The sequence below is a fragment of the Brucella cytisi genome (genome assembly GCF_038433355.1).
GTDB classification, from domain to species: Bacteria; Pseudomonadota; Alphaproteobacteria; order Rhizobiales; family Rhizobiaceae; genus Brucella; species Brucella cytisi.
In genome coordinates, this window is record NZ_JBCAUP010000006.1 from 162,812 (window position 1) to 188,170 (window position 25,359).

Consider the following 25,359-nt stretch of genomic DNA (forward strand, 5'->3'; position numbering starts at 1 on the left):
CCATAGCCGCAAAGCGAACGAGTACGCATCACAAAATCGGCTTGCCGCCAGTGACTGCAATTGTAGCGCCGGACGTGAAACTCGATAGCGGGTCTGCCAGCATGACATATGCGGAAGCGAGTTCCGCTGGTTGGGCCGGTCTTTTCATTGGCGTCTGTTTGCCAAAATTACGTACCGCTTCATCAGGAAGGGTCGACGGTATGAGCGGGGTCCAAACCGGACCGGGCGCAACCGCATTGGCACGGATTCCCTTTTCTGCAAGAAGCTGGGCCAACCCAGCGGTAAAATTCTGGATCGCACCCTTTGTCGTCGCATAGGCCAGAAGAGTTGGATTCGGCATATCTGAATTGATGGAAGCCGTATTGATGATCGCAGCGCCGGGTCTCATATGAGAAAGGGCGGCTTTTGTCAGATAAAACATCGCGTGAATATTGACGCGAAATGTCAGCTCCCATTCTTCGTCGCTGATATCATCGAGTTCGGAGAAACTTGCCTGATGAGCCGCATTGTTCACCAGAATATCGATTCCTCCTAGTTCGCCTACCGCACGATCAATCAGGTCGCGACAGGTCTGGGCATGCTGGATATCGCATTTCATTAAGACGGCTTTTCGACCATCTTTCTCGATAAGCGCTTGGGTTTCCAGTGCATCCTCATCCTCTTCCAGATAAGCAATCAGGATATCCGCGCCTTCCCGTGCAAACGCAATCGCAACCGCACGACCAATGCCACTGTCTCCTCCAGTAATGACTGCCCTCAACCCCTTCAGTTTTCCCGAACCCCTATAGGATGTTTCGCCATGATCCGGTTTCGGATTCATCTTATCGGTTATGCCCGGCATCGGTTGCTGCTTTGTTTCGAATGGTGGCTTGGGATATTGGCTTTCCATATCGACTAGTCCTTCCTTTTCGCCCTGTCGCCCTAACAACGAAGTACGCTGTCTGTTCCAGACGTTCAGAAGCATTTGGAGGAGAAACAGTGATCAATCGATTTGGACTATTAATGTTCCAGGTTACGATGAAGAAACAATGCTTCCGCTATTGTGGACAGGTCTCTGTGGCGCGCGCTGAGTACAAATCCTGCGAAGCCCAGACTGTCCAAGACGGGGGTGTCTGATAGGGCGAATATGAAGGATATGGCGCTCTGTTCCAGTTCAGCGACAACCGGAAGCACCGCTTCCGGTTCCAGAGTGACATCCATAACAACAGCGTCTACCCTCTCACGTTCCAGATAATACAGTGCTTGATCAGCCGTGTTTACGGGACCGAGTACGACAGCGCCAGCCTTCGTCAGACAGGCTTCTGCTTCTTCTGAAAGCAGAAAATCATCTTCAAAAATCAAAATGCGCTTTCCTGAGAATAGACGCATCGTATCATCGCTAGATCTAATCATTACAAACAGTTGGCCATGTCTGAAAACGATTGACAAGATGTCTCGTGTTGATTTCACATCACGAACCACAGCACGATTTTTCGAATGCAGATGCCTGGATAACCTCATCTAGGCGCATTCCACGATTTCGTGGAGTTTATGGCGAGCGCGATGCAGGCGGCTTTTCACCGTTCCGATTGAGCACTCGCAAAGCTGGGCCGTTCGTTCATAGCTTTGGCCTTCCAACACCACCAATGCCAGAACGCGGCGATATTTGTGGGGCAGGGTTTCCATTGCTGTTTGCACGTCGTGTGCCTCGAGCGTCAGCTCTTGCGAGGCTTTGACTGAAACTATGGGTGAAACGCACTCGCTCACGCCCGGTGCTTCACGCTTCTGGATGCGAATACGCGTGCAGAACGTGTTGCGCATGATGGTAAAAAGCCAGGATTTCAGCGGCGAATAGGGAACGTATTTTTCCCGATTGGCCAGTGCTTTCAGCAATGTTTCCTGAACGAGATCCTCAGCATCTTCTTTCTGGCGGTAAAATGTACGGGAAAACGCTCGCAAAGCCGGTATCATCGCTACGAGATGTTCCGGCTCCAGCATGTAATCGGGATTTGGCTTGAAAGACATCGTCTTAGCCTTTCCGAACAAAAGTCCGGTTTGAGAATGGGGCGGCACGAAGCCGCCCCTTTGAATTATGAATTCTTATGGCTCTGTTGACCTGCCTTTACATGCTGTTCATGGGTTCCCCCACGGGAAGACGCCTGCTGCTGTTGCTTTTCGCCGCCTCCGCTGCTCGCATGCTTGCCATCATTCTTATGGCTCTGCTGGCCGGCTTTCACGTGTTGTTCTTGTGTGCCACCTTGCGTGTGGTTCTGTGCCATTCTCTTTCCTTTCAGTGGTTTCAGACCATTGATTGTTGGGAGTGGAATTTGTCGCGCGTGACATAAGCCTAACCAGAAAGAGCAAATGATGTTCCGGGGAAACCACTGTAATAAACTTCACGTTTCGGTGCCGCATTCGAACTCCGCGACTTTGGTCAACTCCGTGAGAAACATCGAGCGCTCGCGCTCAAAGCCAGTTTCGGCACGCAAGCGTAGCAGGTAGGATGGATGGATCGTCACAAGAATAATATGGTTCTCGAACTCCAGAGGACGACCGCGCGTCGCGGCGATTTTGACCGGTTTGCCGAGAAGGGAGCGGGCGGCAACTGCGCCCAGCGCAACAATGATCCGGGGTTCAACTAGGTCAATTTCACGCTGAAGCCACCAGCGACAGGCCTCGATATGGCTGGTAGAGGGGCGCCGGTGAAGACGTCTCTTGCCGCGCTGGGTGTGTCGAAAATGTTTTACCGCATTGGTGATATAGCATCGCTCTCGTTTGATCCCGACTTCACTGAGGCAGGTGTCGAAGAGTTGGCCGGCCGGGCCGATCAAGGGGCGGCCTTCGATGTCTTCCTTGTCGCCGGGTTGTTCGGCAACGAAGAAAATTCGGGCATCGATGGGGCCTTCGCCGAAAACGGTCTGTGTAGCATTTCGATAGAGTTCGCAACGCCGACAAGTCCGCGCTTCTGCGCAGACTTGTTTAAGAATGTGCCGGTGACACGCGATTGCTGAAGATGTCATTGCCGACCTGTGGCCGAAGGTGGCGGCTGCGATTCCGTGGATGCAGGCGGCTTGCTATTGTCATCCATGAAACCGCGACCGGGGCGCATTTTCCCGTAAAATTCGACTGCGCCCCAGACAATCACGGCCAGTATTAGGCTGGAAATGAGTATCATTAGAATACGCCGCCCATTCAAACCTTGACGGGCCTTGCGCGGATCTACTTCTTTCATAGTCAATCCGCCTAGCCCCAGCGCTGACGTTCGCGTTCAATTTCGTCCGCAGTGTAGGGCGCGCCCGACGCATTGAAGCTCTCCCATCCTTCTTCGATATAAGCATCGCGTCTTTGGCCGATATTGACCCGCGCCCAATCATCAAGAATAGCTTCGACCTTCTCTCGCTCCGTCTCATCGCAACGAACGGCAACCAGAGTACTGCCACGGCGAATGGCTTCGCTATAGGCCTGCGCCTCTTCTTCGGGCACGCCGGTTTCCACGAGAGCGCCCACAATACCGCCTGCGACGCCGCCGGCAGTCGCTCCGCCGACCAGTCCGACCAGTGTGGCGGTGAGCCAACCGCCCGCCACGACCGGACCGACACCCGGTATGGATAGCAGGCCCAGCCCGGTCAACAGCCCGGCACCACCGCCTGCTACTGCACCAAGACCGGCGCCGGTTTCAGCACCTGTGACTGCGCTCTCTTCGTCCTTCAGGGCCTCGCCTGCATATCGACCATCTGTGTTATTCGAAATCAGGCTGATATTTTCAGCCGGAATCCCGGCTTCTTCGAGCGCTCTAACGGCATCGACGGCTTCGTCGTGATTGTCGAATAGACCCGTGATATAAGCCATTTTTATCTCCTTTATGGTGTTGCGACTACAACCGGTCACTGCGTGGTGATGTTTCCCTGAAAGTCGAGAAGAACTTTGACAGGCTGACCGTCACGCGCGGCTTCGGCGCGCCAGATGCCATCTTCGCCGAGTTGAAGATTCATAATGTTGCTGAACCCCTCTTCGGTCAGGCGTTCCTTTGCCTGATCCTCGGTAAAACTGTTCTGCCCAGGCACCGGTGCCTTCGGATTTTTCTCTCCGGGCGTGGTAACTGCGGGAGTCTGAGGTTCTTCAGTAGGTGTAGTTTGGGCAAACGCCGCTGGTGCGAGCAGCAAGAAGGCTGCGCCTGCGAGATTTCGAATAGACCGTTTCATCGTTGGCTCCCTTGTTTCTGAGGGACTGTCCCAACCAATGAACCCTTACATTGTTCCGTTAGCGTGCTCCGAGAACCATTTCTCTGATCCAACGGGTCAAAAGCTGATTGTAGACCTTTTGATGATGGTCTCCGGTAAGTGCGTGATCCGCGCCACCTATCATCCGAACGGTCAACGATTGAGAATTGATGAAGGCAGTTTGATAACTTGCGACCGTGGGATGTGGGACGATGATGTCGTGTTCGGACTCGACCAGCAGTACATCGCCAAGAAATTCTCGGGCCTGTCGAAGTGCGCGGTTATCATCAAACTTTACGAGTGTCGAACGATAGGATTGCAGGTCACTGCGGTCGAGCCGTGCTTTAGGGACTTGCCAAAGCTGGTCACGATAAAGTGCCGGGGCTCTTAATGCCAGCCAACGGACGGGCCGAAATTCGGTCAGCAATGTCGCGAGATACCCTCCATAGCTGCTTCCTATGACCACAATCGAACCGTCTTCGACCATTTTGAGGCTGGCCAGCCGGTCATATGCAGCAATAGCATCGTCAAGATTTTCACCGCGCGTTACGGTTTTGTTGCTGGACAGCAATTCCCCATGGCCGCGCATGTCGAAGGTAAGACAAACACAACCGAGCGAGGATATCGCATTTGCTCTTTCGATATCGCGTTCCTGGCTACCGGCCCAACCGTGCAGAAATAGAACGCCCGGAATGGTGGTATCCGGAGAAATGACAGTCGCGGCCAGTTCGTGCTGGTCGACGCTGACGGCGGTGGCGTTACGGATCATGATAGATTTTCTCTATTCGCGCATATTTGTGGAGAGGTCGTCCGAAATCGTCGTCGCCGACGTAAACGACGAAATCGTCCTCGTTGAATGTAGATGGCTGACCATAGCTCTCGCGCAATACTGCCTGTACGGCGGTAACAGTTTCGTCCTGCGCCAGTTTTTCCAATGCCAGAACTTCGGCAGGGGAGGCACCTCCCACACGCCATGATTGTTCCAATACGCCGCAGCGGACGCCATTTTCCGTTATCGGCCCGACAAGAACGTCGTAGTTTCTGCGCGACGCAACGAGACCGAGATGTTGCAGAGCTGCTTCATCGTAACGTCTGGCATTCTCTACGATCCTACGTGCAACGGGCGATTGGACTTGGTGAAGCAGAGCGTCCCAGCCGCCGCTCACCACACGCAAACGGCTACCCGCATAAACTTTACTCCCGTCCTCGTCGTGCGAAGTATATTGACGGCCTAGATAGCTTCCGATGTGATCTTCGATCTGGACCTGTCCGACGGAATAGGTGGTAGAGTTTTCAACGTCCTCTTCGACGACGAGCCCGTTCGCAATTTCGCGATCAGACACGGTTTCCAGAAATCGGTCGAGGGCGCGAACGGTTTCGATGACGGTCTGGTCTTTGCCGCCGGACGCATAGGGATTTTTGAATCGAACCTTGTGCTTTTTTAGCAGGGCACCAGCGGCATCCAGTGCATGGCCATGTGAAAAGACCGAAAAGCCGGGTAGAACACAATCCTGTAAACAAGCTGCAAAGGGTCCTGCCCAACCTTCCGGCAAATTGTCATCGTCGTGCCAGTGTGGATGGGTAACGAGTTTCGTTGCCATAAAACCGTGGTGAACGATGCCGCCGTAGAAGTTCTCAACGCTCATTTCGGGGTGCCCGTCCTGGCGGACCAGAGCAAAAGTCGGTACGAAAAACGTTTCGTTGTTCTCGTCAAAGCTTTGCAGGGTGGGCCGCAATTGCCTGCCGGTCAGCGAACATAAGCGGGCAGCCAACGCTTCCACGCTGGCTACATTGTGAGGACTGTCGGAAGACTGGCAAACGACACGAATTTTTCCCGTAGGATCACCCCGGAATAGGGCACTTTCCATGTCATCACCTCGCTAGCGGTCTTGAAAAGTCTGCGCTCAGGCGGCTTCCGCACGGGGATTGGCAGAGGACTCCGCGAGTTTCGTCAGGTCCTTATCGGTCTGACCCTCTTCTTGAAGGGTCTGGTCGAGGAGTTTCGCCACATCCTTGTGGCCCAGGGTTTCGGCCCAACGCTTCAATGTGCCGTAACGCGTGATTTCGTAATGTTCGACCGCCTGGGCCGCAGATATCAAACCGGCATCAAGGGCGGGACTATTCGAAAACTCTTCGATGATCTCTTCCCCTTCAGCGATAATACCTTCAATGGCATCACAGGTCTTGCCTTGCGCACGCTTGCCGAGAATCTCGAAGCATTGCTGCAAACGTTCGACATGTCCTTCGGTTTGTTCCCGGTGCTTTTCGAACGCGTTCTTGAGCTTTTCATCAGTGGCCGCTCGGGACATTTTGGGAAGCGTTTTCAAGATCTTACGCTCCGCATAATAAATGTCCTTGAGCGTGTCGTAGAATAGGTCATCGAGATTGCGTTGCTTGGTGCTGGCCATTTCCGGCTCCTCCTTGTGGTTATGAACTGTTCTTGTCGTGCGGTTGAAAATTGCGACGACGGCGCACCTAACCCGCTAGGAATAATTTTGTTTCGCGCGATCGAAAAAAACAGGCGAGCAGTCGCGATCAGGGTTGCGTCGGGGAGCTGGCCGGTTGTGAGGGACTTTCTGGGGATACGTCCCCTTTGTCCGATGTTGACGAACAGGGCTCCAGCCTTGGTAATGCGACGGCGTACGTGACGACGGCAATCGATTTCAGGACGATCATCGTTACTTCCTCTTCATTCTGTCAGGACTTCGATTTATGTTCCGGCTTACCCTTCTGTCTGGTGGAGGCCATTTTTTCGAGCTCTTTCTCGCTCATTGACTTGGCCATTTCCCTGGACGCTCCACGGAGTTCACTTTTTGATTTGTCTCCGCGTTTTGCAGCCAAGGCCGCGCCGGCTGCCTGTTGTTGTGCTTTGGATTTCGCAGGCATCTTCTGCTCCTGTAAGGGGGGCGATCAGTCTCGATCGCTGCGTTCGCGTCTCATTTCACGCGGACCGGGATTGGCAAGGTCATTCGGGCGCGCGCTATTGGGGTAGTCAAAATCGAAGTCCTTTTGCCGATCCTCCGCTTGAGGCCGACGTGGATTGCCGGGTGCGTTGGACTGTTCGTGCGTCGGGCGTGCCTGATGATCCCGTGTTTCGTGCTGGGATGGTTCGCCCGCTCCGACGCGATCCTTGTTGAAGAAGAGTAACTGGATGTTTGAGGGTGCAGTGTTGAACATTGTGCTTTCTCCGTTCCGACGACCCGGTGGTTAACTGCGCTCCGAACAAGCTTGCAGGCACATTGTTCCACCAAGAGTGACGAAACTCTGGGGCACTGGACCTTGGATCACGGCTGCAGACAAGTGAAAGGGAACATGAGCTGCCCTCGGCGGTTATCGAAACTTGCAACACAGGAGTTTTGATATGGTCCAGGCAAAGAAATGGTCAGCCGACGTGACCGAACACAGCGACGCGCTAGATCTCGAACCGCATGTGTTCGAGCAGGATGATCCGAAGGAAATCGCAGCTTCCTTGAAACGCTCGGCTGACAAGAGCCACAAACGCAAGGTGGAACCGTTTCGCTCGGCCATGTCCATGCTGACCTTCTACGTCAATCGCGCTGGCAAGAACTTGCCGGAAAATCGCAAGCAAGTGCTGGAAACCGCCAAAGAAGAGTTGCGCAAGGCTTACGGCAAACCAGATCAGGCTTAACCTGCTTTGGACAACGGAGAGACCAATGAAAATCTATATCGCTGAATGGTGGACGATCACTCTATCTGCGGCTTCGGGGACACCGTCCGACCCGCCGGAAATTCCTGAAAATGAACCTGAAGGCATTCCGGTTGAGCCGCCGGAGACCATTCCGCAACCAGATAAGGGGCCGTTCAGCCCCGACGAACCCGAACAGATACCGCCCCTTCCTATGCCTGAACATCCATCGCCCGGCCCGGTCAATCCGGGCCAGCCGACAATGCGTTGCGCGCCAACCTCCTCGTTAGTCTGAACCGGGATAAGGAGCGGTCTTCAACAATCGTGCCAGATGTGCGCAATTGGCAGCCAACATTTTCGTAGCGGAAACGACGGTTTCGGGTACTTCTCCCAGATCGACGAAATTGGTTGATTGCATCGCCTCGCCCACCCAATAGGTTACGCCGTTGGCGGGGAGGGTGAAGCCCACATCGTTCAACGCCTGATAGAGCTGCGATGACACGAAATGTGCCCCGTCCTCGTTCCCAACCACTGCCGCGACGGCGACATGCCCGTAAGACGGCATTCGGTTGGCATCATCGGTCTCTGAAAGAAATGCATCCATACGTTCCAGCACGCGCTTGCAGATGCTTGATGGTTGACCGAGCCAGATCGGCGTGCCGAAAATAAGAATATCCGCATCGAGGATTTTGGTTCTGAGTGCCGACCACTCGTCGTCTTCGCCTTCGCGCGATGTAACGCCGGGTTCGATGTTGAATTCACTCAGCCGCACATGCTCCGTTTGCACGCCATAAGGAACAAGATGTGTATCGAGATAATGTAGCATCCTGTCGGTCGAAGATGGATTCTGGTCTGCACTTCGCTTCAAGGTGGCATTGAGCGCGATAGCTTTGAGGGGAGGAAGGGAAGACACTGTCATTTTCCACCTCCCTTTCTCCTGGTGTGCTTGGGTTCACTCAACGCATCAGCAAGGTTTTTGCGGTCAGGATCGGCAAGATTGTGCCCCGCGGCATCGCGTTTCTTTGCGGGATCGTCGTCAGCGGGTTCGTAACCACGAGGCCGGTTTTCCGGCGGGCCTTCCCATTTCGGCTTCTGATCGGTGGTGCCGGTTTTCGGATCGTGTTTCATGGAAACCTCCGTTTATTGAGACGGCGGCCCAACCTTTCAAACCTCGGATTGTTTCATTGAGTGAAAAGGAGCACCGAATGATGGAGCGGGAAATGGCAAGGTTGAAGCAATGAAATTCTGCGGAACAATTGGTTTTCCTCATGGTTGGAGCTTAGAGGCCCATAATGATGAAAACAGTTCCACCGGATAAAAGCTCTGGCGCTCGCGCAAGAGGCGCGATCCAACGGGGTGAAACCGGCGACAAGGTTCCCGGCTTTGATCCTGCGGTAGCGCCAATGGAAACAGATGCAGAGGCTGGCGGCAGCGCTCAACCGGCTGAAGATCACGGGACACGGCCGTTAGCGGCTCCGGTAAAACCCGATGACAGCAATGCTTCCAGTCATGCGTCCGGCCTGCGCGCATGGCCACCGAAAGAGAATGCGCGATCCGCAAGAAAAACTACGCAGATGCGTGAAGGTCCAGCCTACATGGTCTGGTGGTTCATCATTGCCGTGGTTGTCATCGGATATTTTATAGTCTCATGGATGTGGTCATGAACAAGCGATCAGAACGTGAACGAGGGGAGAGACAGGCTTCGCCGCGAGCGCTCCGATATTTTCCGCGCTTCGTATTAGTCATAGTGGCAGTTCTGCTCCTTCTCCTTCTCGGGTGGAGCCTGACCGGTGGTGGATCGGTAACGCAAAAGCAAGACATCCAGACACCTCCCGCCATAGGTTCCGCCGACCAGAAGACCAAGCCGCCGGTAGAAAATGACCGACCAGAGACCGGCACGGGCGGCGACCAGCCGGTGCAGGCGCCCGCTCACCAGAAATGAGGATCAATCATGAACGAGAAATCAACCACCCCGCTGACGGATGATGAAGACATCAAGTTCCTGGCCGAGAACTCGGATATTTCTCCGCTGCAAGCTAGCCAGTTGATCGAGCGGTTTGGAAGGGATCGGAAAAAATTGCTTGAAGAAGCGAAGAAATTTAAAGCGGAAGGGTAGAACCATGGCTCAGATCACACGTGACCACGACAAGATCCGCCGGTGGGCGGAAGACCGAAACGGGCGGCCCGCAATGGTGGAAACCGGCAGCGAAGGCGGCATATTGCGTATCGATTTCGCAGAAAAAGACCACAATCTGGAGGAAATCAATTGGGATGATTTCTTCACCATCTTTGACGATCGAAAGCTCGCTTTCCTCTACGAAGAAATGGGCGATAGCCGCTTTAACAAGTTTATAGACGCCGAGCAGAATTCGTGATTGCAACTAACCCGTGTCGATAGGCGAACTCTAGTTGGGCTGGGAATTCAGGAAGGGCCCTTCGAGCCGGGCAGAACGTTCACATTCGCTGCGACGGGCGCATCAGGGTGACGCTCCATATATCTCTTGTGGGCAAGTCCCGACGCCAATTCCGCAATGTAGTTCAAATCCCTCAGCCCGTTTTGGTAAAGCATAACGATTGCAGAAGAAAGGTCGGTCGCAGCATATTCCCTGTCGCTTTCTTCAAGAATGATCGCGGCGTTGGAAAAGCAGCTGCGCATAAAGTTCACTTCTTCTGGCTTATAAATGCGGCTTGCTTCGTTGAAGAGCGGCATCTCATTCTCCTTTCGCAAGCATCAACGATATGCTTCCTGACTGTTTAAGATTGCCCCATTTGATCACTTCATGTTTTGGGGCGCGCTTAGAAGTCACGGCAAGCGTCCACTGCCGTCTTCGGGGTGGCGTTCAAGATTCTGACGGTTGAGATGCTCGAGAACCCGCTTTGCCTCTTCTTCGTTCAATGCGATTTGCAGCTTGCCTTCGAACGTGATCGGATTGCCCTTGAAGGCGTCAATCACCGACCAGGTGCCATCGCCATTTTTGTGAAGTTTGTATCCGTTTTCGATCATGGTCTTCTCCCGTTCTTCGCGGCCCAAATCATATCAGTTCATGTCGGGCCAAGCCCTGTCTCCCACAAGCGGTACGAACATCACGCCGCCGAGATCTTCCTCGTCGAATTCCTCCGTAGATTTACGAGTGATGCACAGAAGGCGCTGGGCACCCGCCATACTGCCGACCGGTATGATGAGCCGCCCGCCTGGTTTGAGTTGCTCCTTGAGGGGTGAGGGGATGTCCGGAGCGCCTGCTGCAACAATGATCGCATCGAAAGGAGCTTCTTCTGGCCAACCATTGCTGCCGTCGCCCGTACGCACATGGATATTATCGCAGCGAAGGTCTTCGAAGCGTTGTCGCGCGGCTTCGGCAAGGGAGGAATACCGTTCGACGGTGAATATCTGACCGGCTATCTGTGCCATGATCGCCGCGGCGTAGCCGGAGCCTGTTCCAATTTCGAGGACGCGTTCAGCCCCATCTAGCTGCGCCGATGCAATCATGAAGGCGGTCATATATGGTTGTGAGATCGTCTGGCAATTTTTGATTGGTAGAGGTGTGTCTTCATAGGCAAACTCGATAAAGCCTTCATCAATGAATTTCTCACGAGCCACCGTGCCCATCGCTTCCAGCACGCGCGTGTCGTGGATACCGTGATGGATAAGCTGCTCCACCATTTGGGCGCGAGCTTTCTCAAGATTTCTCATTGTCGCTCTTTCGGGTCGAAATGGACCCAATCCATTCTCTGTAGACATCAGCATGAAAGGCAGAGAAACAGGAAAAACGAAAGGCCCGTCCAAATGGTTCCAATGAACGGCTCAGAACCGGGCGTGGCATCAGTATTACGCTCATCAAATGTGATGTCGCATTTCAAGAGAAGTGCCGAACGCTGATTGCGAGCATCTCGACCGGCAATGAGATGGCTCGATCAACGCGTCAGTGACGACCGCTTCTGAGTTCTTGTTAGTTAAAACCCGATAATCTCGTATGAATGTTGCGATTGAATGCCGATCGTTAGAAGGACGGCCAAGGAAAATCAGCAGTGCTAAGGAGTCGACGTTTGCCTATGTAAGTACAAAAAAGCCATCATGATTTTGAAGCTGCTAGCCTGTTGCTAAGCTAAACTCATTCTTGGAGCAAACGATTAGTTTGTGCAAATTATCTTAACAATTTCAAGGAGATCGAATGGTGGGCGTGACAGGGATTGAACCTGTGACCCCTACGATGTCAACGTAGTGCTCTCCCGCTGAGCTACACGCCCATTCGATGTGGCGCATACACCATATCACGTTGCGCCCGTCAATGCCCTTTTATGAAGTTTTTTCGTCTTTTTGTTGATGATAAAACAAAGGGCCGCAAATCTGCGGGATCGCCTCATGCGGCGATCAACATTTTTTCGATTTCGTTTACCAGATCACGCAGGTGGAATGGTTTGGAAAGTACCTTTGCGTCGCGCGGTGCGTCCGAATCGGGGTTGAGTGCAACAGCGGCGAAGCCGGTAATGAACATGATCTTCAGGTCCGGATCGATTTCTGTCGCGCGGCGCGCCAGTTCGATGCCGTCCATTTCCGGCATGACAATATCGGTCAGCAGAAGGGAGAAAGGTTCTTCCTGCAATCTTTCATAAGCGCTCGCTCCATTGTCGAAGTGCGTTACGTGATAGCCGGCTTTTTCCAACGCCTTGACGAGGAAACGGCGCATATCATTGTCATCTTCAGCTAGAAGGATTCTCTTCATTGTTCCGTCCGAATTCTGTGTCGTGTTCATCGCCCGAAAGCTGATCCTTACGACTCGATATCCACCGTAGAAAACGCTTCTTTGGTAAATATGAAATGAATACTCGCGTGAATGTTAATTGTTATGGCGCGTATTTGGCAACAAGCTGTTTAGTGTGACAGGATTGTCGCATATGCATGCCATGCGAAGGCCGGAAGATTCGGCTTCCAGCCATTTGCACGCATGGGCCGTCTGACGTAATTTATTGCAATACTGACGTGGATCGTCGTCGAATGGCCTGAATGATCAGGCCGAAAACGGGTGAAGAATGAGTTTGGAGCGCGATTTTAGTCTGATACCGCCCTTCGAGATCTGCGCTCCGGCGGAACAGCGTATTCCGTTCGTCTTTAATTCACCGCATAGCGGACGCTATTACCCGCATTCTTTCGTCGAAGCGTCGCGTCTCGACGCCTTGAGCATACGTCATTCGGAAGACTGCTATGTCGATGAGCTTTTTGCTTCCGCCATGCGGCTCGGGGCGCCCTTACTCAAGGCCCATTTCCCGCGCGCTTTCCTCGATGTGAACCGTGAGGCCTACGAACTTGACCCGCGCATGTTTGCTGAGCCATTGCCGCCTTTCGTCAACAGCCAGTCGGCGCGCGTTGCCGGCGGGCTTGGTACGGTGCCGCGTCTGGTCGGTGAGGGGCAGTTGATCTATCCGGGGCGCATTCCGCTCGCCGAAGCATTTTACCGTATAGAAGACCTCTACAAGCCCTACCATCAGACGCTTGATACATTGCTTCAGTCCACCCGTCAGCGTTTTGGTTATGCGGTACTGATAGATTGTCATTCGATGCCTGGTGGTTCGCGGCCCGGTGAAGTTGGATCGCGTCCGGATTTTATCGTTGGTGATCGTTTCGGTCGGTCATGCAGCGAAAGGCTGACGCAGGCTGCCATCGATCTGCTACAGGATCTGGGCTATACTGTTGCGCACAACAAGCCCTATGCGGGCGGGTTTATCACGGAGCATTACGGGCGACCCGCCATGGCTTGCCACGCTCTCCAGATCGAGATCAATCGCAGTCTTTATGTGAATGAGCAGAGCCTGCACAAGCTTGCCGGTTTCGAAACGCTCTGTGCTGATCTGCATGGTTTTCTGAGCGACCTGACATCCTTACCGGACGATCTCTTTATTACGCCGCCTCTGGCAGCAGAATAATTCGTTCCGTCGAGCGCTTCTCGCAAATAAAAAGAACCGCGCCCGAACGATACGAGCGCGGTCAAAGACTAGGGAGGAAATGCCCCGAAAGGCATCGACAGGAAAACCTGTCTGGGATTTAAGTTACGTCCGAATAGCGGTAACGTCAAGAAAATGCGCACATTTTTTGGGCTTATTCTAGTGTGCTCGTTATGTAGGCAAAATTAGCATGGTTTGCATAAGTATGCGCCATGTCTTGGAAACAGGAGTTCGGGGTTGCTGATCGATAAGGCATTTTTTTCCGAAGTGGCTGCAGCTGCATCTGCTCAGACGCTTCCACGTTTTCGTCAGCTGACGGAAATAGACAACAAATATAGTGTCGGTTTCGATCCGGTGACCGAAGCGGACCGGGCGGCAGAGCGTGCGATTCGTGCGGTTATTGGCAGCGTTTTTCCCGACCATGGTATTCTTGGGGAAGAATACGGGCCGGAGAATATTGACCGCAGCCATGTCTGGGTCATCGATCCCATCGATGGAACCCGTGCTTTCATTTCCGGCCTGCCGGTTTGGGGCACGCTTTTGGGGCTGACAGTCGACGGCGATGCCAAAGCGGGAATGATGTCGCAACCCTTCACCGGCGAGTTGTTCTACAGCGACGGCAATGGCGCTTATCTCATGCGTAATGGCGGCGAAGACGCGCCTCGCCGTTTGTCGGTGCGCAAGAATGCAACCTTGGCCGATGCCACGATGTTCACGACGACGCCCGCTCTTTTCAAGGGTGAAAGCCGCAAGGGATTTGATCGGCTGGAAAGCGCTGTTCGGTTGTCCCGCTATGGAGTCGATTGCTATGCGTTCGCGATGCTGGCAAGCGGCTTTGCCGACATTGTAGTTGAAGCAGGTCTGCAGCCTTATGACATCGTCGCGCTTATTCCGCTGATTGAGCAGGCTGGCGGTGTGGTGACGCAACGCGATGGCGGCCCGGCGGAAAAGGGCGGCGATGTTGTCGCCGCCGCTTCTCCTGAACTGCACAGGGCAGCGCTTGATCTGCTGAATAGCTAGCTAAATACCGGAGGCCATCGGTTCAATGGTCTCCGGCATGGTTTCGACCTCGGACGAGCCTGGAATGAAGGCATCGAAGGCGGCCCAGAGCTGCTCACGATAAAAGTCAGCTTCCTGAAGCATCTCATGACGTGCGCCGGTAATTGTCGTCAGCGAGACATTGCGCGTGCGGGCGACAAAACGCTCGATCACCGACGTGGAAACCACGCGGTCGGCGCCAGCGGCAATGATGAGAACCGGTACCGTTGATCCGCTGTAGAAATCCGGTTGATTTATGCGTCGCGAGGTCTCGAGGGCGCTCCAGAGCCACCGGGCGGTCGGACCGCCAAGTGCAAGATCCGGGTGAAGCCGTGGAATTTCCATATTACGCATGAAGCGTGCCGGATCGCTGGTCAGCGGATTGCCTGCAAAAGGACGCGAAGCCAGCCTGCGTCCGCCGGAGGCATAAACCCGGCTGAGGCCGAGCCATCGAAAAGCGGCGGCGATACGACGTACATTATCGTCGCTAAGTTTCTGTCCATCGAGCCCCATGAAGGGCGCGCACAGCACCATACGGCTGATGCGCGATGTCAGCCTGTCCATCGATGAAAGCGCCACAAGTGCACCGGCGGAATGGCCGAGAATGTAGAAGGGCGGACGACAGTCGGGCAAAGCGATCTGGTCAAGGATAAGGTCGAGATCGTCCGAATAATCGTCGAAACTGCGGACATAGCCGCGCTGGCGGTCCTTCAGCAACCGGTGCGAGCCGCCTTGCCCGCGCCAGTCGAAAGTTACGACCGTGAAGCCGCGTGCGCTCAGATCGGTCATGGTTTCGAAATATTTTTCGATGAATTCATTGCGCCCCTGAAGCAGGACCACCGTTCCTCGTATCGGCCTTGTTTCGGCTTTCAGAATGGCATAGCGCAGGGTCTTGCCGCTCTTCGCTTCGAGCAGTCCGGCCTTAATCCCGTGCGGAATCGGATTTGCGTCGGTTTCGAAAAGTAGTTCCGACATCCAATTGCGAACCTTTCTGTTTCAGATCGTGATATGGGGCTCCAGCATAATGGGGCAATTGATGATAAAAAGTAACCGGAAGTTCGAGAACGAACTTCCGGCTCAAAGAACAACCGGTGCAAGGGACGTTACACCAGCTGGTCTATAGAGAAACTTGAAGAGGGTAGAGCTTAGTACCCGCCTGGGCGGCGCTCGCCGACAATGCGGCCCGAATAAGCATCGACCATGACGATGACGCGGCGACCGTTCGGCCTTGTGGCGCGCACGAAATAGGTGTCGCGGTTAAGGCGCATGTCACCGACATCATAGCCGCGGCGTTCCAGCGAGCGTGCGATACGGCGCGGTCCCATGATGTCGCGACGACCATAATCGTCGCCCCAGCGCGGGCGGCGATCCTGGCCACCATCCCAATCAGGGCGTGGACCCGGATATGAACGCGGCGGACGATAGCCGTCATCATCGTAATATTGAATCTGAACGCGCAGGCCGCTATCGGCTCCAAGGGTGGGTGTCGCAATCCCTGTCGCGACGGTAGCAAGTGCGGCGAAAGCGAGAACAGCTTTTCTCATAACCGTGATCCTTTAGTGAACCCGCTTTGCAGCAGGCATAGTGGGACATTAGCCCCAAGCAGCTGAACGCTCGCCAAAGATGATGTTCATTTTGGGTTCATTGTGCGGCGAATCCCCCAAAATGTAGGCCCCTATTGATCAGGAGTTATTACGCCGCGTGACAGCCCGTGTTTCGCAATCTTCGCGGGCAAGCGGCCTTGAAATGAAAAAGAACCATTCCCAAATGAGTTTTGCGGTCGCCTTGAAGGGGTCGCCGGCATCAAGGAATTCGCCATAAGGGAGTTTCGCCGCCGTGTATGGTCCCGAATGCGCTCAGCGCTCTTCGGAACAGACCATGCTGAAACAAGCATCATGTCGCTCTAAAGGAGGGCTAATACATGCGTCACGTAGATTTTTCTCCGCTCTATCGTTCCACGGTCGGTTTCGATCGGCTCTTCTCCATGCTTGACACGCTCGCTTCGCCGGAAGGTAACCAGTCCTATCCGCCGTATAATATCGAGCGCACGGGTGAGAACACCTATCGCATCACCATGGCGGTCGCGGGCTTTTCCGAAAGTGAACTCGAAATCGAAGCGCATCGCAACCTGCTGACGATCAAGGGTCAGAAGGCGGACGAAAATGCTTCCGATATCGGTGAAGTTCTCTATCGTGGTATCGCCTCACGTGCTTTCGAGCGCCGTTTCCAGCTTGCCGACTTCGTTGAAGTCGCCGGTGCGAGCCTCAAGAACGGTCTCCTGCACATTGATCTCAAGCGCGAGATTCCTGAACAGATGAAACCGCGCAAGATCGAAGTTGCCAAGGCTGGCTCCGACAGCGCTCAGCAGATCGAGGCAAAAACCGCGCATTAAGCTCGGTTGAGAATGAACAAGAGAGGCGGCGTTTCAAGCGCCGCCTTTTTCGTTCTCATAGTCATTAAAAGTGTCAGATGATCAACTCGGCGAACTGATCCACATCCTCTTCCGTATTGGCAAAACTCGTCACAAAGCGGGTGAAAATTTCGCCGTCGCTGATGCGGTTCACTTCTGAATGCGGCGGGTTCCAGTCGTAGAAGATTGCTCCGGCATTGCGCAGGCGATCATAGACCGACTGTTTCATGATGGCGAAGACTTCATTGGCCTCTGGCTTCCATGCAAGGCGCATCTGGCTCGACGCATTGATTTGGCCAGCGAGGCGCGCTGCAAGTGCGTTCGAATGTTTTGCCAGCTCAATCCAGAGATTGTCCTGCAGATAGGCATCAAACTGCGCTGCGACAAAGCGGGTCTTGGAAAAAAGCTGTGCTGCACGCTTGCGGATGAATGGTAGGTCCTTGGCGCGGGCCGGGTCCATGAATACCAATGCTTCGGCGCACCAGCAGCCATTTTTCGTTCCACCGAAGGAAACGATGTCCACGCCCTGTTTCCAGGTCATTTCGGCTGGCGTCATGTCCAGCGAAACAAGCGCATTGGCAAAGCGTGCGCCGTCCATATGCAGCGGCAGACCAGCATCGCGGCAGATATTGGAAATGGTGACGATATGTTCGGGCTGGTAGAGTGTGCCAACTTCGGTCGCTTGCGTGATACTGACGGCCATGGGCTGTCCGGCATGAACGAAAGCAGGGTTAAACCTCTTCAGTTCGCGCTTGAGAAGTTCGGGGTCGATACGACCGTGCGCGCCGTCAATCGGGTGGAGGCGCGCCCCACCGGTAAAATATTCAGGCGCGCCGCACTCGTCCTCGATCACATGTGCTTCACGGTGCACCAGCGAAACCCCGCCGGGCCGGTTGACGCTGGCGAGCGCCAAAGAGTTGGCGGCTGTTCCGGTTCCGACAAAGAACACGGCAACTTCGCGCTCGAACAATTCGTTGAAACGTTGTTCCACGCGCTTGTCGATTTCGCTCGCGCCATAGGCTGGCGCAAAACCCGCAGCATGCAACGAAAGGCTCTCGGCGATTTTCGGGTGGGCGCCTGCCCAATTGTCTGACGCAAAATGCACGTGTTCCTCCAGATGGGTTGCATGGGCTGTCGCACAGTCGATATTTCTATAACCTGTCTGACAGAAGCGGTTAAGGCCCGGTTTGCGCGAAAAATGTCATCAAACTGCCTATTTTTTAGGCGCTTCAGGATTGAGCGAAAGCGCGCCAAACTGACGCAATGGCGGCTAAACGTAATTAAAATCCAGTAAAATCACGGCTTTTGATATTTTATTACGGAAGATGATGAGAAAAATTGCGTTTCCATCTTGTGAGGCAATTTGAATTCTGTCATACGTAATTAGGACAGCAATGCTGTCCAATTAAACGCTGATGCAAACGGAAGTGACGCAACGCTCTCCGAAAAGTTTCAGAAAGAGGCGCCGTACTGGCAGGCACATAGCCTGGCGGTAACAGGCGCCCCGACCGCGACGGGAGGAATTCTAGTGCGCCATTTTCCGGTGGGCTGAGTGTCGTCTGTCCAAGCCTGATGAGAATAAGGCGCTAAACATCGTTCCTCGCACCGGCTTTGCCGCACGCCCGGAACCTCGTCCAACGCCTTGTCGATAAGGCTTCCTTTATACGTAAAGCAACGGCGGGATGGTTGTCACACCATCTCGGTATATACTGATCGCGCACCTCATGATGAGGGCCAAACGGAGGGAATGACGATGACGCATTTGACGCCATCTGTATTGAATGTGGTTTCTCACAACGTACAGAACGGAACGGTCAAAGCTGCGACGACCGCTCCCAACCGAACGACGCGAAAAACGACGGCGGCGGGTTTGCCCGCAGCGCAAGGACTTTACGATCCGCGCAACGAGCGTGATGCGTGCGGCGTTGGCTTTATTGCGCATATGAAGGGCAAGAAGTCGCATCAGGTCGTGGAAAACGGCCTCAAGATGCTCGAGAACCTGACCCATCGCGGTGCGGTGGGCGCTGATCCGCTGATGGGCGATGGTGCTGGCATTCTCGTGCAGATTCCGGATCGCTTCTTCCGCGAGGAAATGGCGCGCCAGGGCATCGATCTGCCGCAGCCCGGCCATTATGGCGTCGGCTATCTGTTCATGCCGCGCGATGCGGAACTGCGCGCCCATATTGAAGAAATCATCAAGGAGGTCATCACTGCCGAAGGCCAGACCTTTATCGGCCTGCGCGAAGTGCCTGTCGACAATTCATCGCTTTCCAAGGCGCCGGATATTGCTGCAACCGAACCGTTTCACGTTCAGGTCTTCATCGGACGCAATCCGATGCTGGAGACGGACGACGATTTCGAACGCCGCCTGTTTGTTCTGCGCAAGGTCATTTCCAACCGTATCTATCAGGAAAACGACGGCGACGATAAGGGTTTCTATGTCGTGTCCATGTCGGCGCGCACGGTTGTCTACAAGGGCATGTTCCTAGCCTATCAGGTCGGTGCCTACTATCAGGATTTGAAGGACCCGCGTTTTGAAAGCGCGGTGGCGCTGGTGCATCAGCGCTTCTCCACCAACACTTTCCCGTCCTGGCGTCTGGCGCACCCATACCGTATGGTAGCGCATAACGGCGAAATCAACACGCTGCGCGGTAATGTCAACTGGATGGCTGCGCGTCAGGCTTCGGTCGACTCGGAACTGTTCGGCAATGACATTTCCAAGCTCTGGCCGATTTCCTACGAAGGCCAGTCGGACACGGCCTGCTTCGACAATGCGCTCGAATTCCTGCATCAGGGTGGCTACAGCCTTGCTCATGCGATGATGATGCTGATCCCGGAAGCATGGTCTGGCAACAAGCTGATGTCGGATGAACGCCGTGCGTTCTACGAATACCATGCGGCGCTCATGGAGCCGTGGGATGGCCCTGCGGCTGTCGCTTTCACGGACGGTCGTCAGATTGGCGCGACCCTCGACCGTAACGGCCTGCGTCCGGCGCGCTATATCGTGACGGACGACGATTTTGTCATTCTGGCTTCGGAAGCCGGTGTTCTGCCGGTCGAGGAAAAGAAGGTCGTCAAGAAATGGCGCCTTCAGCCGGGCCGCATGCTGCTGATCGATATGGAAGAAGGTCGCATCGTTTCGGACGAGGAAATCAAGTCCCAGATTGCGCAGAAGCATCCCTACAAGCAGTGGCTCGCCAACACGCAGCTCATTCTGGAAGACCTCAACCCGGTTGAACCACGTGCGCTGCGCAAGGATGTGAGTCTTCTCGACCGCCAGCAGAGCTTCGGCTACACGCAGGAAGACACCAAACTGTTGATGTCACCCATGGCCACGACGGGTCAGGAAGCCATCGGTTCGATGGGTACGGATACGCCGATTTCGGCCATGTCCGACAAATCGAAGATGCTGTTCACCTATTTCAAGCAGAACTTCGCGCAGGTCACCAACCCGCCGATTGATCCGATCCGCGAAGAACTGGTGATGAGCCTTGTCTCTTTCATCGGCCCGCGTCCGAATATTTTCGACCTTGTCGGCACGTCACGCCGAAAGCGTCTGGAAGTGCGCCAGCCGATCCTGACCAATGGCGATCTGGAAAAGATCCGCTCCATCGGTCACACCGAAGACCGCTTCGACACCAAGACGCTCGACATCACCTACAATACAGGTGAAGGCGCGGCCGGTATGCACGGCGCAATCGAGCGCCTTTGTGACCGTGCCGAAGCGGCCGTTCACGGCGGCTATAACATAGTCATCCTGTCGGATCGTCAGGTTGGCCCGGATCGCATTCCGATCCCGGCCCTTCTGGCGACGGCAGCCGTGCACCATCACCTGATCCGCAAGGGTCTGCGCACTTCGGTTGGCCTCGTTGTGGAATCGGGCGAGCCGCGCGAAATACATCATTTCTGCTGCCTCGCCGGCTACGGCGCCGAGGCGATCAATCCTTACCTTGCCTTCGACACGCTGCTCGACATGCATCGCCGTCGCGAGTTCCCGCCGGAAGTGGACGAGAATGAAGTCGTCAAGCGCTATATTAAGTCCATCGGCAAGGGTATCCTCAAGGTCATGTCCAAGATGGGCATCTCGACCTACCAGTCCTATTGCGGTGCGCAGATTTTCGATGCCGTTGGCCTGCAGACGGGCTTTGTCGACAAATTCTTCTTCGGCACGGCAACAAGCATTGAAGGCGTTGGTCTCGATGAGATCGCAGAAGAAACCGTGCGTCGCCACACCGATGCTTTCGGCAATGATCCGGTTCTGCTTACCTCGCTGGAAGTGGGCGGCGAATATGCCTACCGCATGCGCGGCGAGGCTCACCTGTGGTCGCCGGATGCGGTTGCCAGACTGCAGCATGCAGTGCGCACCTCCAACCCTGAAACCTTCACTGAATATACGCGCATGCTCGATTCCAAGTCGGCGCAGGCGAAGACCATTCGCGGCCTGTTCAATATTCGTTTCGCTGAAGAGCGCGGTCTGAAACCGGTTTCCATCGATGACGTTGAACCGGCGACGGAAATCGTCAAGCGTTTCTCGACGGGTGCGATGTCGTTCGGCTCGATTTCCAGAGAAGCTCACACAACGCTGGCTCGCGCGATGAACGCCATTGGCGGCAAGTCGAACACCGGCGAGGGTGGTGAGGAGCCGGATCGCTTCTATCCGCTGCCGGACGGCACGCCAAACCCGGAACGCTCTGCCATCAAGCAGGTAGCTTCGGGCCGTTTCGGCGTGACGACGGAATATCTGGTCAACTCCGATCTGATCCAGATCAAGGTTGCGCAGGGTGCAAAGCCCGGCGAAGGCGGCCAGTTGCCGGGTCACAAGGTCGATGCGACTATCGCCAAGACCCGTCACTCGACGCCGGGTGTCGGCCTCATTTCGCCGCCGCCGCACCATGATATCTACTCGATCGAAGATCTTGCACAGCTGATCTACGACCTGAAGAACGTCAATCCGGCTGCCGATATTTCGGTCAAGCTGGTGTCGGAAGTGGGTGTTGGCACGGTTGCTGCCGGTGTTGCCAAGGCACGTGCCGACCACATCACTGTGTCAGGTTATGATGGCGGTACAGGCGCTTCGCCGCTTACCTCACTCAAGCATGCCGGAAGCCCATGGGAAATCGGCCTTGCCGAAACCCACCAGACGCTGGTGCTGAATGGGCTTCGCTCCCGCGTGGCGTTGCAAGTTGATGGCGGCTTGCGTACCGGTCGCGACGTCATCATTGGCGCGCTGCTCGGTGCGGATGAGTTCGGCTTCTCCACGGCTCCGTTGATTGCCGCTGGTTGCATCATGATGCGCAAGTGCCATCTGAATACCTGCCCGGTGGGCGTGGCAACACAGGACCCGGTTCTGCGCAAGCGCTTCAAGGGGACGCCGGAACACGTCATCAACTTCTTCTTCTATCTGGCGGAAGAGGTACGTGCTTTGCTGGCAGAGATGGGCTTAACCAAGCTGGAACAGATTATCGGCGAGACCGAATTTCTGGAAAAGCAAGCCATGATCGACCATTGGAAAGCAAAGGGTCTCGATTTCAGCCGCATCTTCTACAAGCCTGAGGCGGAGAAGCACGAAATCTACTGGACCGAGCGCCAGCATCATCCGATCGAGGACGTTCTCGATCGCAAGCTGATTGCCGAGGCTATGCCCGCGCTGGAAGACCGCCAGCCGGTCAAGATCGACATCGACATCAGGAATGTCGATCGTTCTGCCGGTGCCATGCTTTCCGGTGAAGTTGCCAAGCGCTTCCGTCATAAGGGTCTGCCGGAAGACACCATTGCTGTTACCTTGCGCGGTACGGCTGGCCAGTCTTTCGGTGCGTTCCTGGCGCGCGGCGTCTCGTTCGAACTGATCGGCGATGGCAACGACTATGTCGGCAAGGGCCTTTCGGGCGGTCGCATCGTCATCCGCCCGCCGGAAGATACGCGTATCGTTGCCGAGGACTCCATTATCGTTGGCAATACAGTGCTCTACGGTGCGCTTGAAGGCGAGTGCTACTTCCGCGGTGTTGCTGGCGAGCGTTTCGCCGTCCGCAACTCCGGCGCGGTCACGGTTGTCGAAGGTGTGGGGGACCACGGCTGCGAATACATGACCGGCGGTGTCGTCGTGGTTATCGGTCAGACGGGGCGCAACTTTGCGGCAGGTATGTCGGGCGGCGTCGCCTATGTGCTTGACGAAGAAGGCGATTTCGCCCAGCGCTGCAACATGGCGATGGTCGAACTGGAACCGGTTCCGGAAGAGGACGATATCCTCGAAAAGCTGCATCACCATGGCGGCGACCTCATGCATAAGGGCCGTGTGGACGTTTCGGCCAACATGACCCATCATGATGAGGAACGTCTGGTGCAACTGATCGCCAATCATCTGCACTACACCGGCTCGACGCGGGCGAAGGACATTCTCGACAATTGGGAGAGCTATCGCCCGAAATTCGTGAAGGTCATGCCGGTTGAATACCGCCGCGCTTTGGAAGAGATGGAGCGTATGCAGATCGGTGTCGCGGCTGAATAGGACATCATCCTGAAATGTGGAACCCGGCCTTTGGGTCGGGTGCCCTTCGCCACGTGAGAGATAACAACGCCCTTGCATGCCAGCGCATTGGAAGATGATGCGGCAGACAGGGCAACTTCCGGCAAAGCCGACCATGCGCTGGTCGCCGGCCGAGGGGAGTAAGAGAATGGGTAAGGTAACTGGGTTTCTTGAAATCGACCGGCAGGTAGCGAAGTACCAGCCAGCGTCGGATCGTATCCGTCACTTCCGCGAGTTCACTATTCCGATGACGGACGGCGAAGTGCAGAAGCAGGCGGCACGTTGTATGGATTGCGGCATTCCGTTCTGCCACGGCCCAACGGGCTGCCCTGTCCACAATCAGATCCCTGACTGGAACGATCTCGTCTATAACGACAACTGGGATCAGGCGATCCGCAACCTGCACCTGACCAACAACTTCCCGGAATTCACGGGTCGCGTCTGCCCGGCGCCTTGCGAGGAAGCCTGCACGCTGAACCTCGAAGACACGCCGGTTGCGATCAAGACGGTCGAGCAGGCATTGGGCGACAAGGCGTATGAGCTTGGCCATATCGTGCCGCAGCCAGCCGCCAACAAGACAGGCAAGTCAGTCGCCATCATCGGGTCTGGCCCGGCTGGCCTTGCGGCTGCACAACAGCTGGCTCGTGCCGGTCATATGGTCGATGTTTACGAGCGCGAAAGCCGCCCCGGCGGTTTGCTGCGTTATGGCATTCCCGACTTCAAGATGGAAAAGCACCTCATCGACCGCCGCGTCGCCCAGATGGAAGGCGAAGGCGTTCGTTTCCTGTGCGGGGTGAATATTGGCGTCGACAAGCCGCTGCGCGGCCTCCTCGATACCTATGATGCTGTGCTTTATTCGGGTGGATCGGAAATGCCGCGTCCGGCTGGCATCCCGGGTGCAGATTTTGAAGGCGTGCACGATGCCATGCCTTATCTGGTGCAGCAGAACCGTCGCGTCGGTCGCGAGAATATCGAATCCGTTGCCTGGACTTCGGCTCCGATTCTGGCAGGCGGCAAGCATGTCGTGGTGGTCGGCGGTGGCGATACCGCGTCGGACTGCGTGGGCACGGCGTTCCGTCAGGGTGCGGTCAATGTCACCCAGCTCGATATTCGTCCGCAGCCGCCGGAAAAGGAAGACAAGCTCAGCGTCTGGCCTTATTGGGCGACCAAGATGCGCACCTCTTCCAGCCAGGCGGAAGGCGCTTCCCGCGAGTTTCAGGTCGCAACGCTGGAGTTCATTGGCGAAGATGGCCGTCTCACTCATGTGAAGTGCTGCCAGGTCGATGAAAAGCGCAAGCCGATTGCTGGAACGGAGTTCTTCATCAAGGCTGATCTCGCCTTTATCGCAATTGGTTTTGCCGGACCGGCAGAAGACAGCGTGGTCAAGGAACTGGGCGAAAAGCTCGACATCGTTACCGACCGTCGCGGCTCCAAGTCGGTCAAGGCCAATGAGCGTGACTACCGCACCAATGTCGACAAGCTCTATGCCGCCGGCGATGTGCGCCGTGGCCAGTCTCTCGTCGTTTGGGCGATCCGCGAGGGCCGCCAGGCAGCGCATGCAATCGATGCGGATTTGATGGGGAGTTCGGTTCTGCCGCGCTAAGAG

General features: G+C 55.3%; 32 protein-coding genes and 1 tRNA gene. 10 read left to right on the forward strand and 23 right to left on the reverse strand.

What is annotated here, in order from left to right; all coding sequences use genetic code 11:
• Positions 1-28 precede the first annotated feature (28 nt).
• From AAE521_RS08330 to AAE521_RS08385, 12 genes are all read right to left on the reverse strand, one after another.
• The gene (locus AAE521_RS08330; protein ID WP_342061043.1) at positions 29-889 is read right to left on the reverse strand and encodes an SDR family oxidoreductase; all 861 of its coding nucleotides are present in this window, start codon (positions 887-889) and stop codon (positions 29-31) included.
• Positions 890-999: 110 nt separating this feature from the next.
• On the reverse strand, positions 1,000-1,428 hold the full coding sequence (locus AAE521_RS08335) for a response regulator (protein WP_342061044.1): 429 nt from the start codon (positions 1,426-1,428) through the stop codon (positions 1,000-1,002).
• A 72-nt stretch (positions 1,429-1,500) separates the two neighbouring features.
• The gene (locus AAE521_RS08340; RefSeq protein WP_071630656.1) at positions 1,501-2,004 is read right to left on the reverse strand and encodes a sigma-70 family RNA polymerase sigma factor; all 504 of its coding nucleotides are present in this window, start codon (positions 2,002-2,004) and stop codon (positions 1,501-1,503) included.
• 65 nt (positions 2,005-2,069) lie between these two features.
• The gene (locus AAE521_RS08345; RefSeq protein ID WP_342061045.1) at positions 2,070-2,258 is read right to left on the reverse strand and encodes a hypothetical protein; all 189 of its coding nucleotides are present in this window, start codon (positions 2,256-2,258) and stop codon (positions 2,070-2,072) included.
• 117 nt (positions 2,259-2,375) lie between these two features.
• Entirely contained in the window at positions 2,376-2,999 is a 624-nt protein-coding gene (locus AAE521_RS08350; RefSeq protein ID WP_342061046.1) for a UdgX family uracil-DNA binding protein, read from the reverse strand.
• 223 nt (positions 3,000-3,222) lie between these two features.
• A complete protein-coding gene (locus AAE521_RS08355; RefSeq protein WP_012093586.1) occupies positions 3,223-3,828 on the reverse strand; it encodes a hypothetical protein in 606 nt (201 codons plus the stop codon).
• 35 nt (positions 3,829-3,863) lie between these two features.
• Positions 3,864-4,181, reverse strand: coding sequence for a PepSY domain-containing protein (locus AAE521_RS08360; RefSeq protein ID WP_012093585.1), 318 nt, complete (start codon positions 4,179-4,181; stop codon positions 3,864-3,866).
• A gap of 58 nt (positions 4,182-4,239) precedes the next feature.
• Positions 4,240-4,968 (reverse strand): alpha/beta hydrolase family protein, encoded by a 729-nt coding sequence (locus AAE521_RS08365; protein ID WP_036588041.1) that lies wholly within the window; start codon positions 4,966-4,968, stop codon positions 4,240-4,242.
• Positions 4,958-6,067, reverse strand: coding sequence for a DUF3182 family protein (locus AAE521_RS08370; protein ID WP_342061047.1), 1,110 nt, complete (start codon positions 6,065-6,067; stop codon positions 4,958-4,960). The genes AAE521_RS08365 and AAE521_RS08370 overlap by 11 nt, the downstream gene beginning before the upstream one ends.
• 36 nt (positions 6,068-6,103) lie before the next feature.
• Positions 6,104-6,607 (reverse strand): YciE/YciF ferroxidase family protein, encoded by a 504-nt coding sequence (locus tag AAE521_RS08375; RefSeq protein ID WP_012093582.1) that lies wholly within the window; start codon positions 6,605-6,607, stop codon positions 6,104-6,106.
• A gap of 289 nt (positions 6,608-6,896) precedes the next feature.
• Positions 6,897-7,085 (reverse strand): DUF3008 family protein, encoded by a 189-nt coding sequence (locus tag AAE521_RS08380; RefSeq protein WP_071630650.1) that lies wholly within the window; start codon positions 7,083-7,085, stop codon positions 6,897-6,899.
• Positions 7,086-7,109: 24 nt separating this feature from the next.
• The gene (locus AAE521_RS08385; protein WP_342061048.1) at positions 7,110-7,376 is read right to left on the reverse strand and encodes a hypothetical protein; all 267 of its coding nucleotides are present in this window, start codon (positions 7,374-7,376) and stop codon (positions 7,110-7,112) included.
• Between the two features lie 184 nt (positions 7,377-7,560).
• Between AAE521_RS08385 and AAE521_RS08390 the strand changes: the two genes are divergently transcribed.
• The gene (locus AAE521_RS08390; protein ID WP_084093993.1) at positions 7,561-7,848 is read left to right on the forward strand and encodes a DUF3175 domain-containing protein; all 288 of its coding nucleotides are present in this window, start codon (positions 7,561-7,563) and stop codon (positions 7,846-7,848) included.
• Between the two features lie 25 nt (positions 7,849-7,873).
• On the forward strand, positions 7,874-8,140 hold the full coding sequence (locus tag AAE521_RS08395; RefSeq protein WP_071630647.1) for a chitin-binding protein: 267 nt from the start codon (positions 7,874-7,876) through the stop codon (positions 8,138-8,140).
• Here AAE521_RS08395 and AAE521_RS08400 read toward each other — a convergent pair.
• Together AAE521_RS08400 and AAE521_RS08405 are read right to left on the reverse strand one after the other, a co-directional pair.
• Positions 8,132-8,764, reverse strand: a complete 633-nt coding sequence (locus AAE521_RS08400; RefSeq protein ID WP_342061049.1) for a flavodoxin family protein — start codon at positions 8,762-8,764, stop codon at positions 8,132-8,134. The two genes, AAE521_RS08395 and AAE521_RS08400, sit on opposite strands and share 9 nt — an antisense overlap.
• Complete coding sequence (locus AAE521_RS08405) at positions 8,761-8,973, reverse strand: hypothetical protein (protein ID WP_012093577.1); 213 nt, start codon at positions 8,971-8,973, stop codon at positions 8,761-8,763. The genes AAE521_RS08400 and AAE521_RS08405 overlap by 4 nt, the downstream gene beginning before the upstream one ends.
• Before the next feature lie 164 nt (positions 8,974-9,137).
• Here AAE521_RS08405 and AAE521_RS08410 point away from each other — a divergent pair, with 164 nt between their 5' ends.
• Positions 9,138-9,509: a hypothetical protein gene (locus AAE521_RS08410; RefSeq protein ID WP_071630645.1), complete on the forward strand. Its 372-nt coding sequence runs from the start codon at positions 9,138-9,140 to the stop codon at positions 9,507-9,509.
• A 74-nt stretch (positions 9,510-9,583) separates the two neighbouring features.
• On the opposite strand, the gene AAE521_RS08415 is transcribed toward AAE521_RS08410, so the two are convergent.
• Positions 9,584-9,778: a hypothetical protein gene (locus AAE521_RS08415; protein WP_342061050.1), complete on the reverse strand. Its 195-nt coding sequence runs from the start codon at positions 9,776-9,778 to the stop codon at positions 9,584-9,586.
• 18 nt (positions 9,779-9,796) lie between these two features.
• Between AAE521_RS08415 and AAE521_RS08420 the strand changes: the two genes are divergently transcribed.
• Together AAE521_RS08420 and AAE521_RS08425 are read left to right on the forward strand one after the other, a co-directional pair.
• Positions 9,797-9,961, forward strand: a complete 165-nt coding sequence (locus AAE521_RS08420; protein WP_167375507.1) for a hypothetical protein — start codon at positions 9,797-9,799, stop codon at positions 9,959-9,961.
• Positions 9,962-9,965: 4 nt separating this feature from the next.
• Positions 9,966-10,220 (forward strand): hypothetical protein, encoded by a 255-nt coding sequence (locus tag AAE521_RS08425; RefSeq protein ID WP_071630644.1) that lies wholly within the window; start codon positions 9,966-9,968, stop codon positions 10,218-10,220.
• Positions 10,221-10,267: 47 nt separating this feature from the next.
• Here the strand turns inward: AAE521_RS08425 and AAE521_RS08430 are convergent, their stop codons facing one another.
• The 5 genes from AAE521_RS08430 to cpdR all read right to left on the reverse strand — a co-directional run bounded on the left by AAE521_RS08430 (position 10,268) and on the right by cpdR (position 12,566).
• Positions 10,268-10,555 (reverse strand): hypothetical protein, encoded by a 288-nt coding sequence (locus AAE521_RS08430; RefSeq protein WP_071630643.1) that lies wholly within the window; start codon positions 10,553-10,555, stop codon positions 10,268-10,270.
• A 93-nt stretch (positions 10,556-10,648) separates the two neighbouring features.
• Positions 10,649-10,849 (reverse strand): hypothetical protein, encoded by a 201-nt coding sequence (locus tag AAE521_RS08435; protein WP_021585811.1) that lies wholly within the window; start codon positions 10,847-10,849, stop codon positions 10,649-10,651.
• A 33-nt stretch (positions 10,850-10,882) separates the two neighbouring features.
• Positions 10,883-11,536, reverse strand: a complete 654-nt coding sequence (locus tag AAE521_RS08440) for a protein-L-isoaspartate(D-aspartate) O-methyltransferase (protein WP_071630642.1) — start codon at positions 11,534-11,536, stop codon at positions 10,883-10,885.
• A gap of 479 nt (positions 11,537-12,015) precedes the next feature.
• A tRNA-Val gene (locus AAE521_RS08445) sits at positions 12,016-12,090 on the reverse strand.
• Positions 12,091-12,203: 113 nt separating this feature from the next.
• Entirely contained in the window at positions 12,204-12,566 is a 363-nt protein-coding gene (cpdR, locus tag AAE521_RS08450) for a cell cycle two-component system response regulator CpdR (protein WP_002966536.1), read from the reverse strand.
• Between the two features lie 307 nt (positions 12,567-12,873).
• On the opposite strand from cpdR, the gene AAE521_RS08455 reads away from it, so the two are divergent.
• Both AAE521_RS08455 and hisN read left to right on the forward strand, forming a co-directional pair.
• Positions 12,874-13,764: an N-formylglutamate amidohydrolase gene (locus tag AAE521_RS08455; protein WP_071630641.1), complete on the forward strand. Its 891-nt coding sequence runs from the start codon at positions 12,874-12,876 to the stop codon at positions 13,762-13,764.
• A gap of 255 nt (positions 13,765-14,019) precedes the next feature.
• On the forward strand, positions 14,020-14,802 hold the full coding sequence (hisN, locus tag AAE521_RS08460) for a histidinol-phosphatase (protein ID WP_342061051.1): 783 nt from the start codon (positions 14,020-14,022) through the stop codon (positions 14,800-14,802).
• Here the strand turns inward: hisN and AAE521_RS08465 are convergent, their stop codons facing one another.
• Together AAE521_RS08465 and AAE521_RS08470 are read right to left on the reverse strand one after the other, a co-directional pair.
• Positions 14,803-15,795, reverse strand: coding sequence for an alpha/beta fold hydrolase (locus AAE521_RS08465; protein ID WP_071630639.1), 993 nt, complete (start codon positions 15,793-15,795; stop codon positions 14,803-14,805).
• 170 nt (positions 15,796-15,965) lie between these two features.
• Complete coding sequence (locus tag AAE521_RS08470) at positions 15,966-16,364, reverse strand: antifreeze protein (protein ID WP_342061052.1); 399 nt, start codon at positions 16,362-16,364, stop codon at positions 15,966-15,968.
• Positions 16,365-16,741: 377 nt separating this feature from the next.
• On the opposite strand from AAE521_RS08470, the gene AAE521_RS08475 reads away from it, so the two are divergent.
• The gene (locus AAE521_RS08475) at positions 16,742-17,212 is read left to right on the forward strand and encodes an Hsp20 family protein (RefSeq protein WP_010660660.1); all 471 of its coding nucleotides are present in this window, start codon (positions 16,742-16,744) and stop codon (positions 17,210-17,212) included.
• Between the two features lie 73 nt (positions 17,213-17,285).
• On the opposite strand, the gene AAE521_RS08480 is transcribed toward AAE521_RS08475, so the two are convergent.
• The gene (locus tag AAE521_RS08480; RefSeq protein ID WP_342061053.1) at positions 17,286-18,335 is read right to left on the reverse strand and encodes a threonine aldolase family protein; all 1,050 of its coding nucleotides are present in this window, start codon (positions 18,333-18,335) and stop codon (positions 17,286-17,288) included.
• Positions 18,336-18,983: 648 nt separating this feature from the next.
• Here AAE521_RS08480 and gltB point away from each other — a divergent pair.
• Together gltB and AAE521_RS08490 are read left to right on the forward strand one after the other, a co-directional pair.
• Positions 18,984-23,735 (forward strand): glutamate synthase large subunit, encoded by a 4,752-nt coding sequence (gene gltB, locus AAE521_RS08485; RefSeq protein ID WP_342061054.1) that lies wholly within the window; start codon positions 18,984-18,986, stop codon positions 23,733-23,735.
• 166 nt (positions 23,736-23,901) lie between these two features.
• Complete coding sequence (locus tag AAE521_RS08490; RefSeq protein WP_342061055.1) at positions 23,902-25,356, forward strand: glutamate synthase subunit beta; 1,455 nt, start codon at positions 23,902-23,904, stop codon at positions 25,354-25,356.
• Positions 25,357-25,359 lie beyond the last annotated feature (3 nt).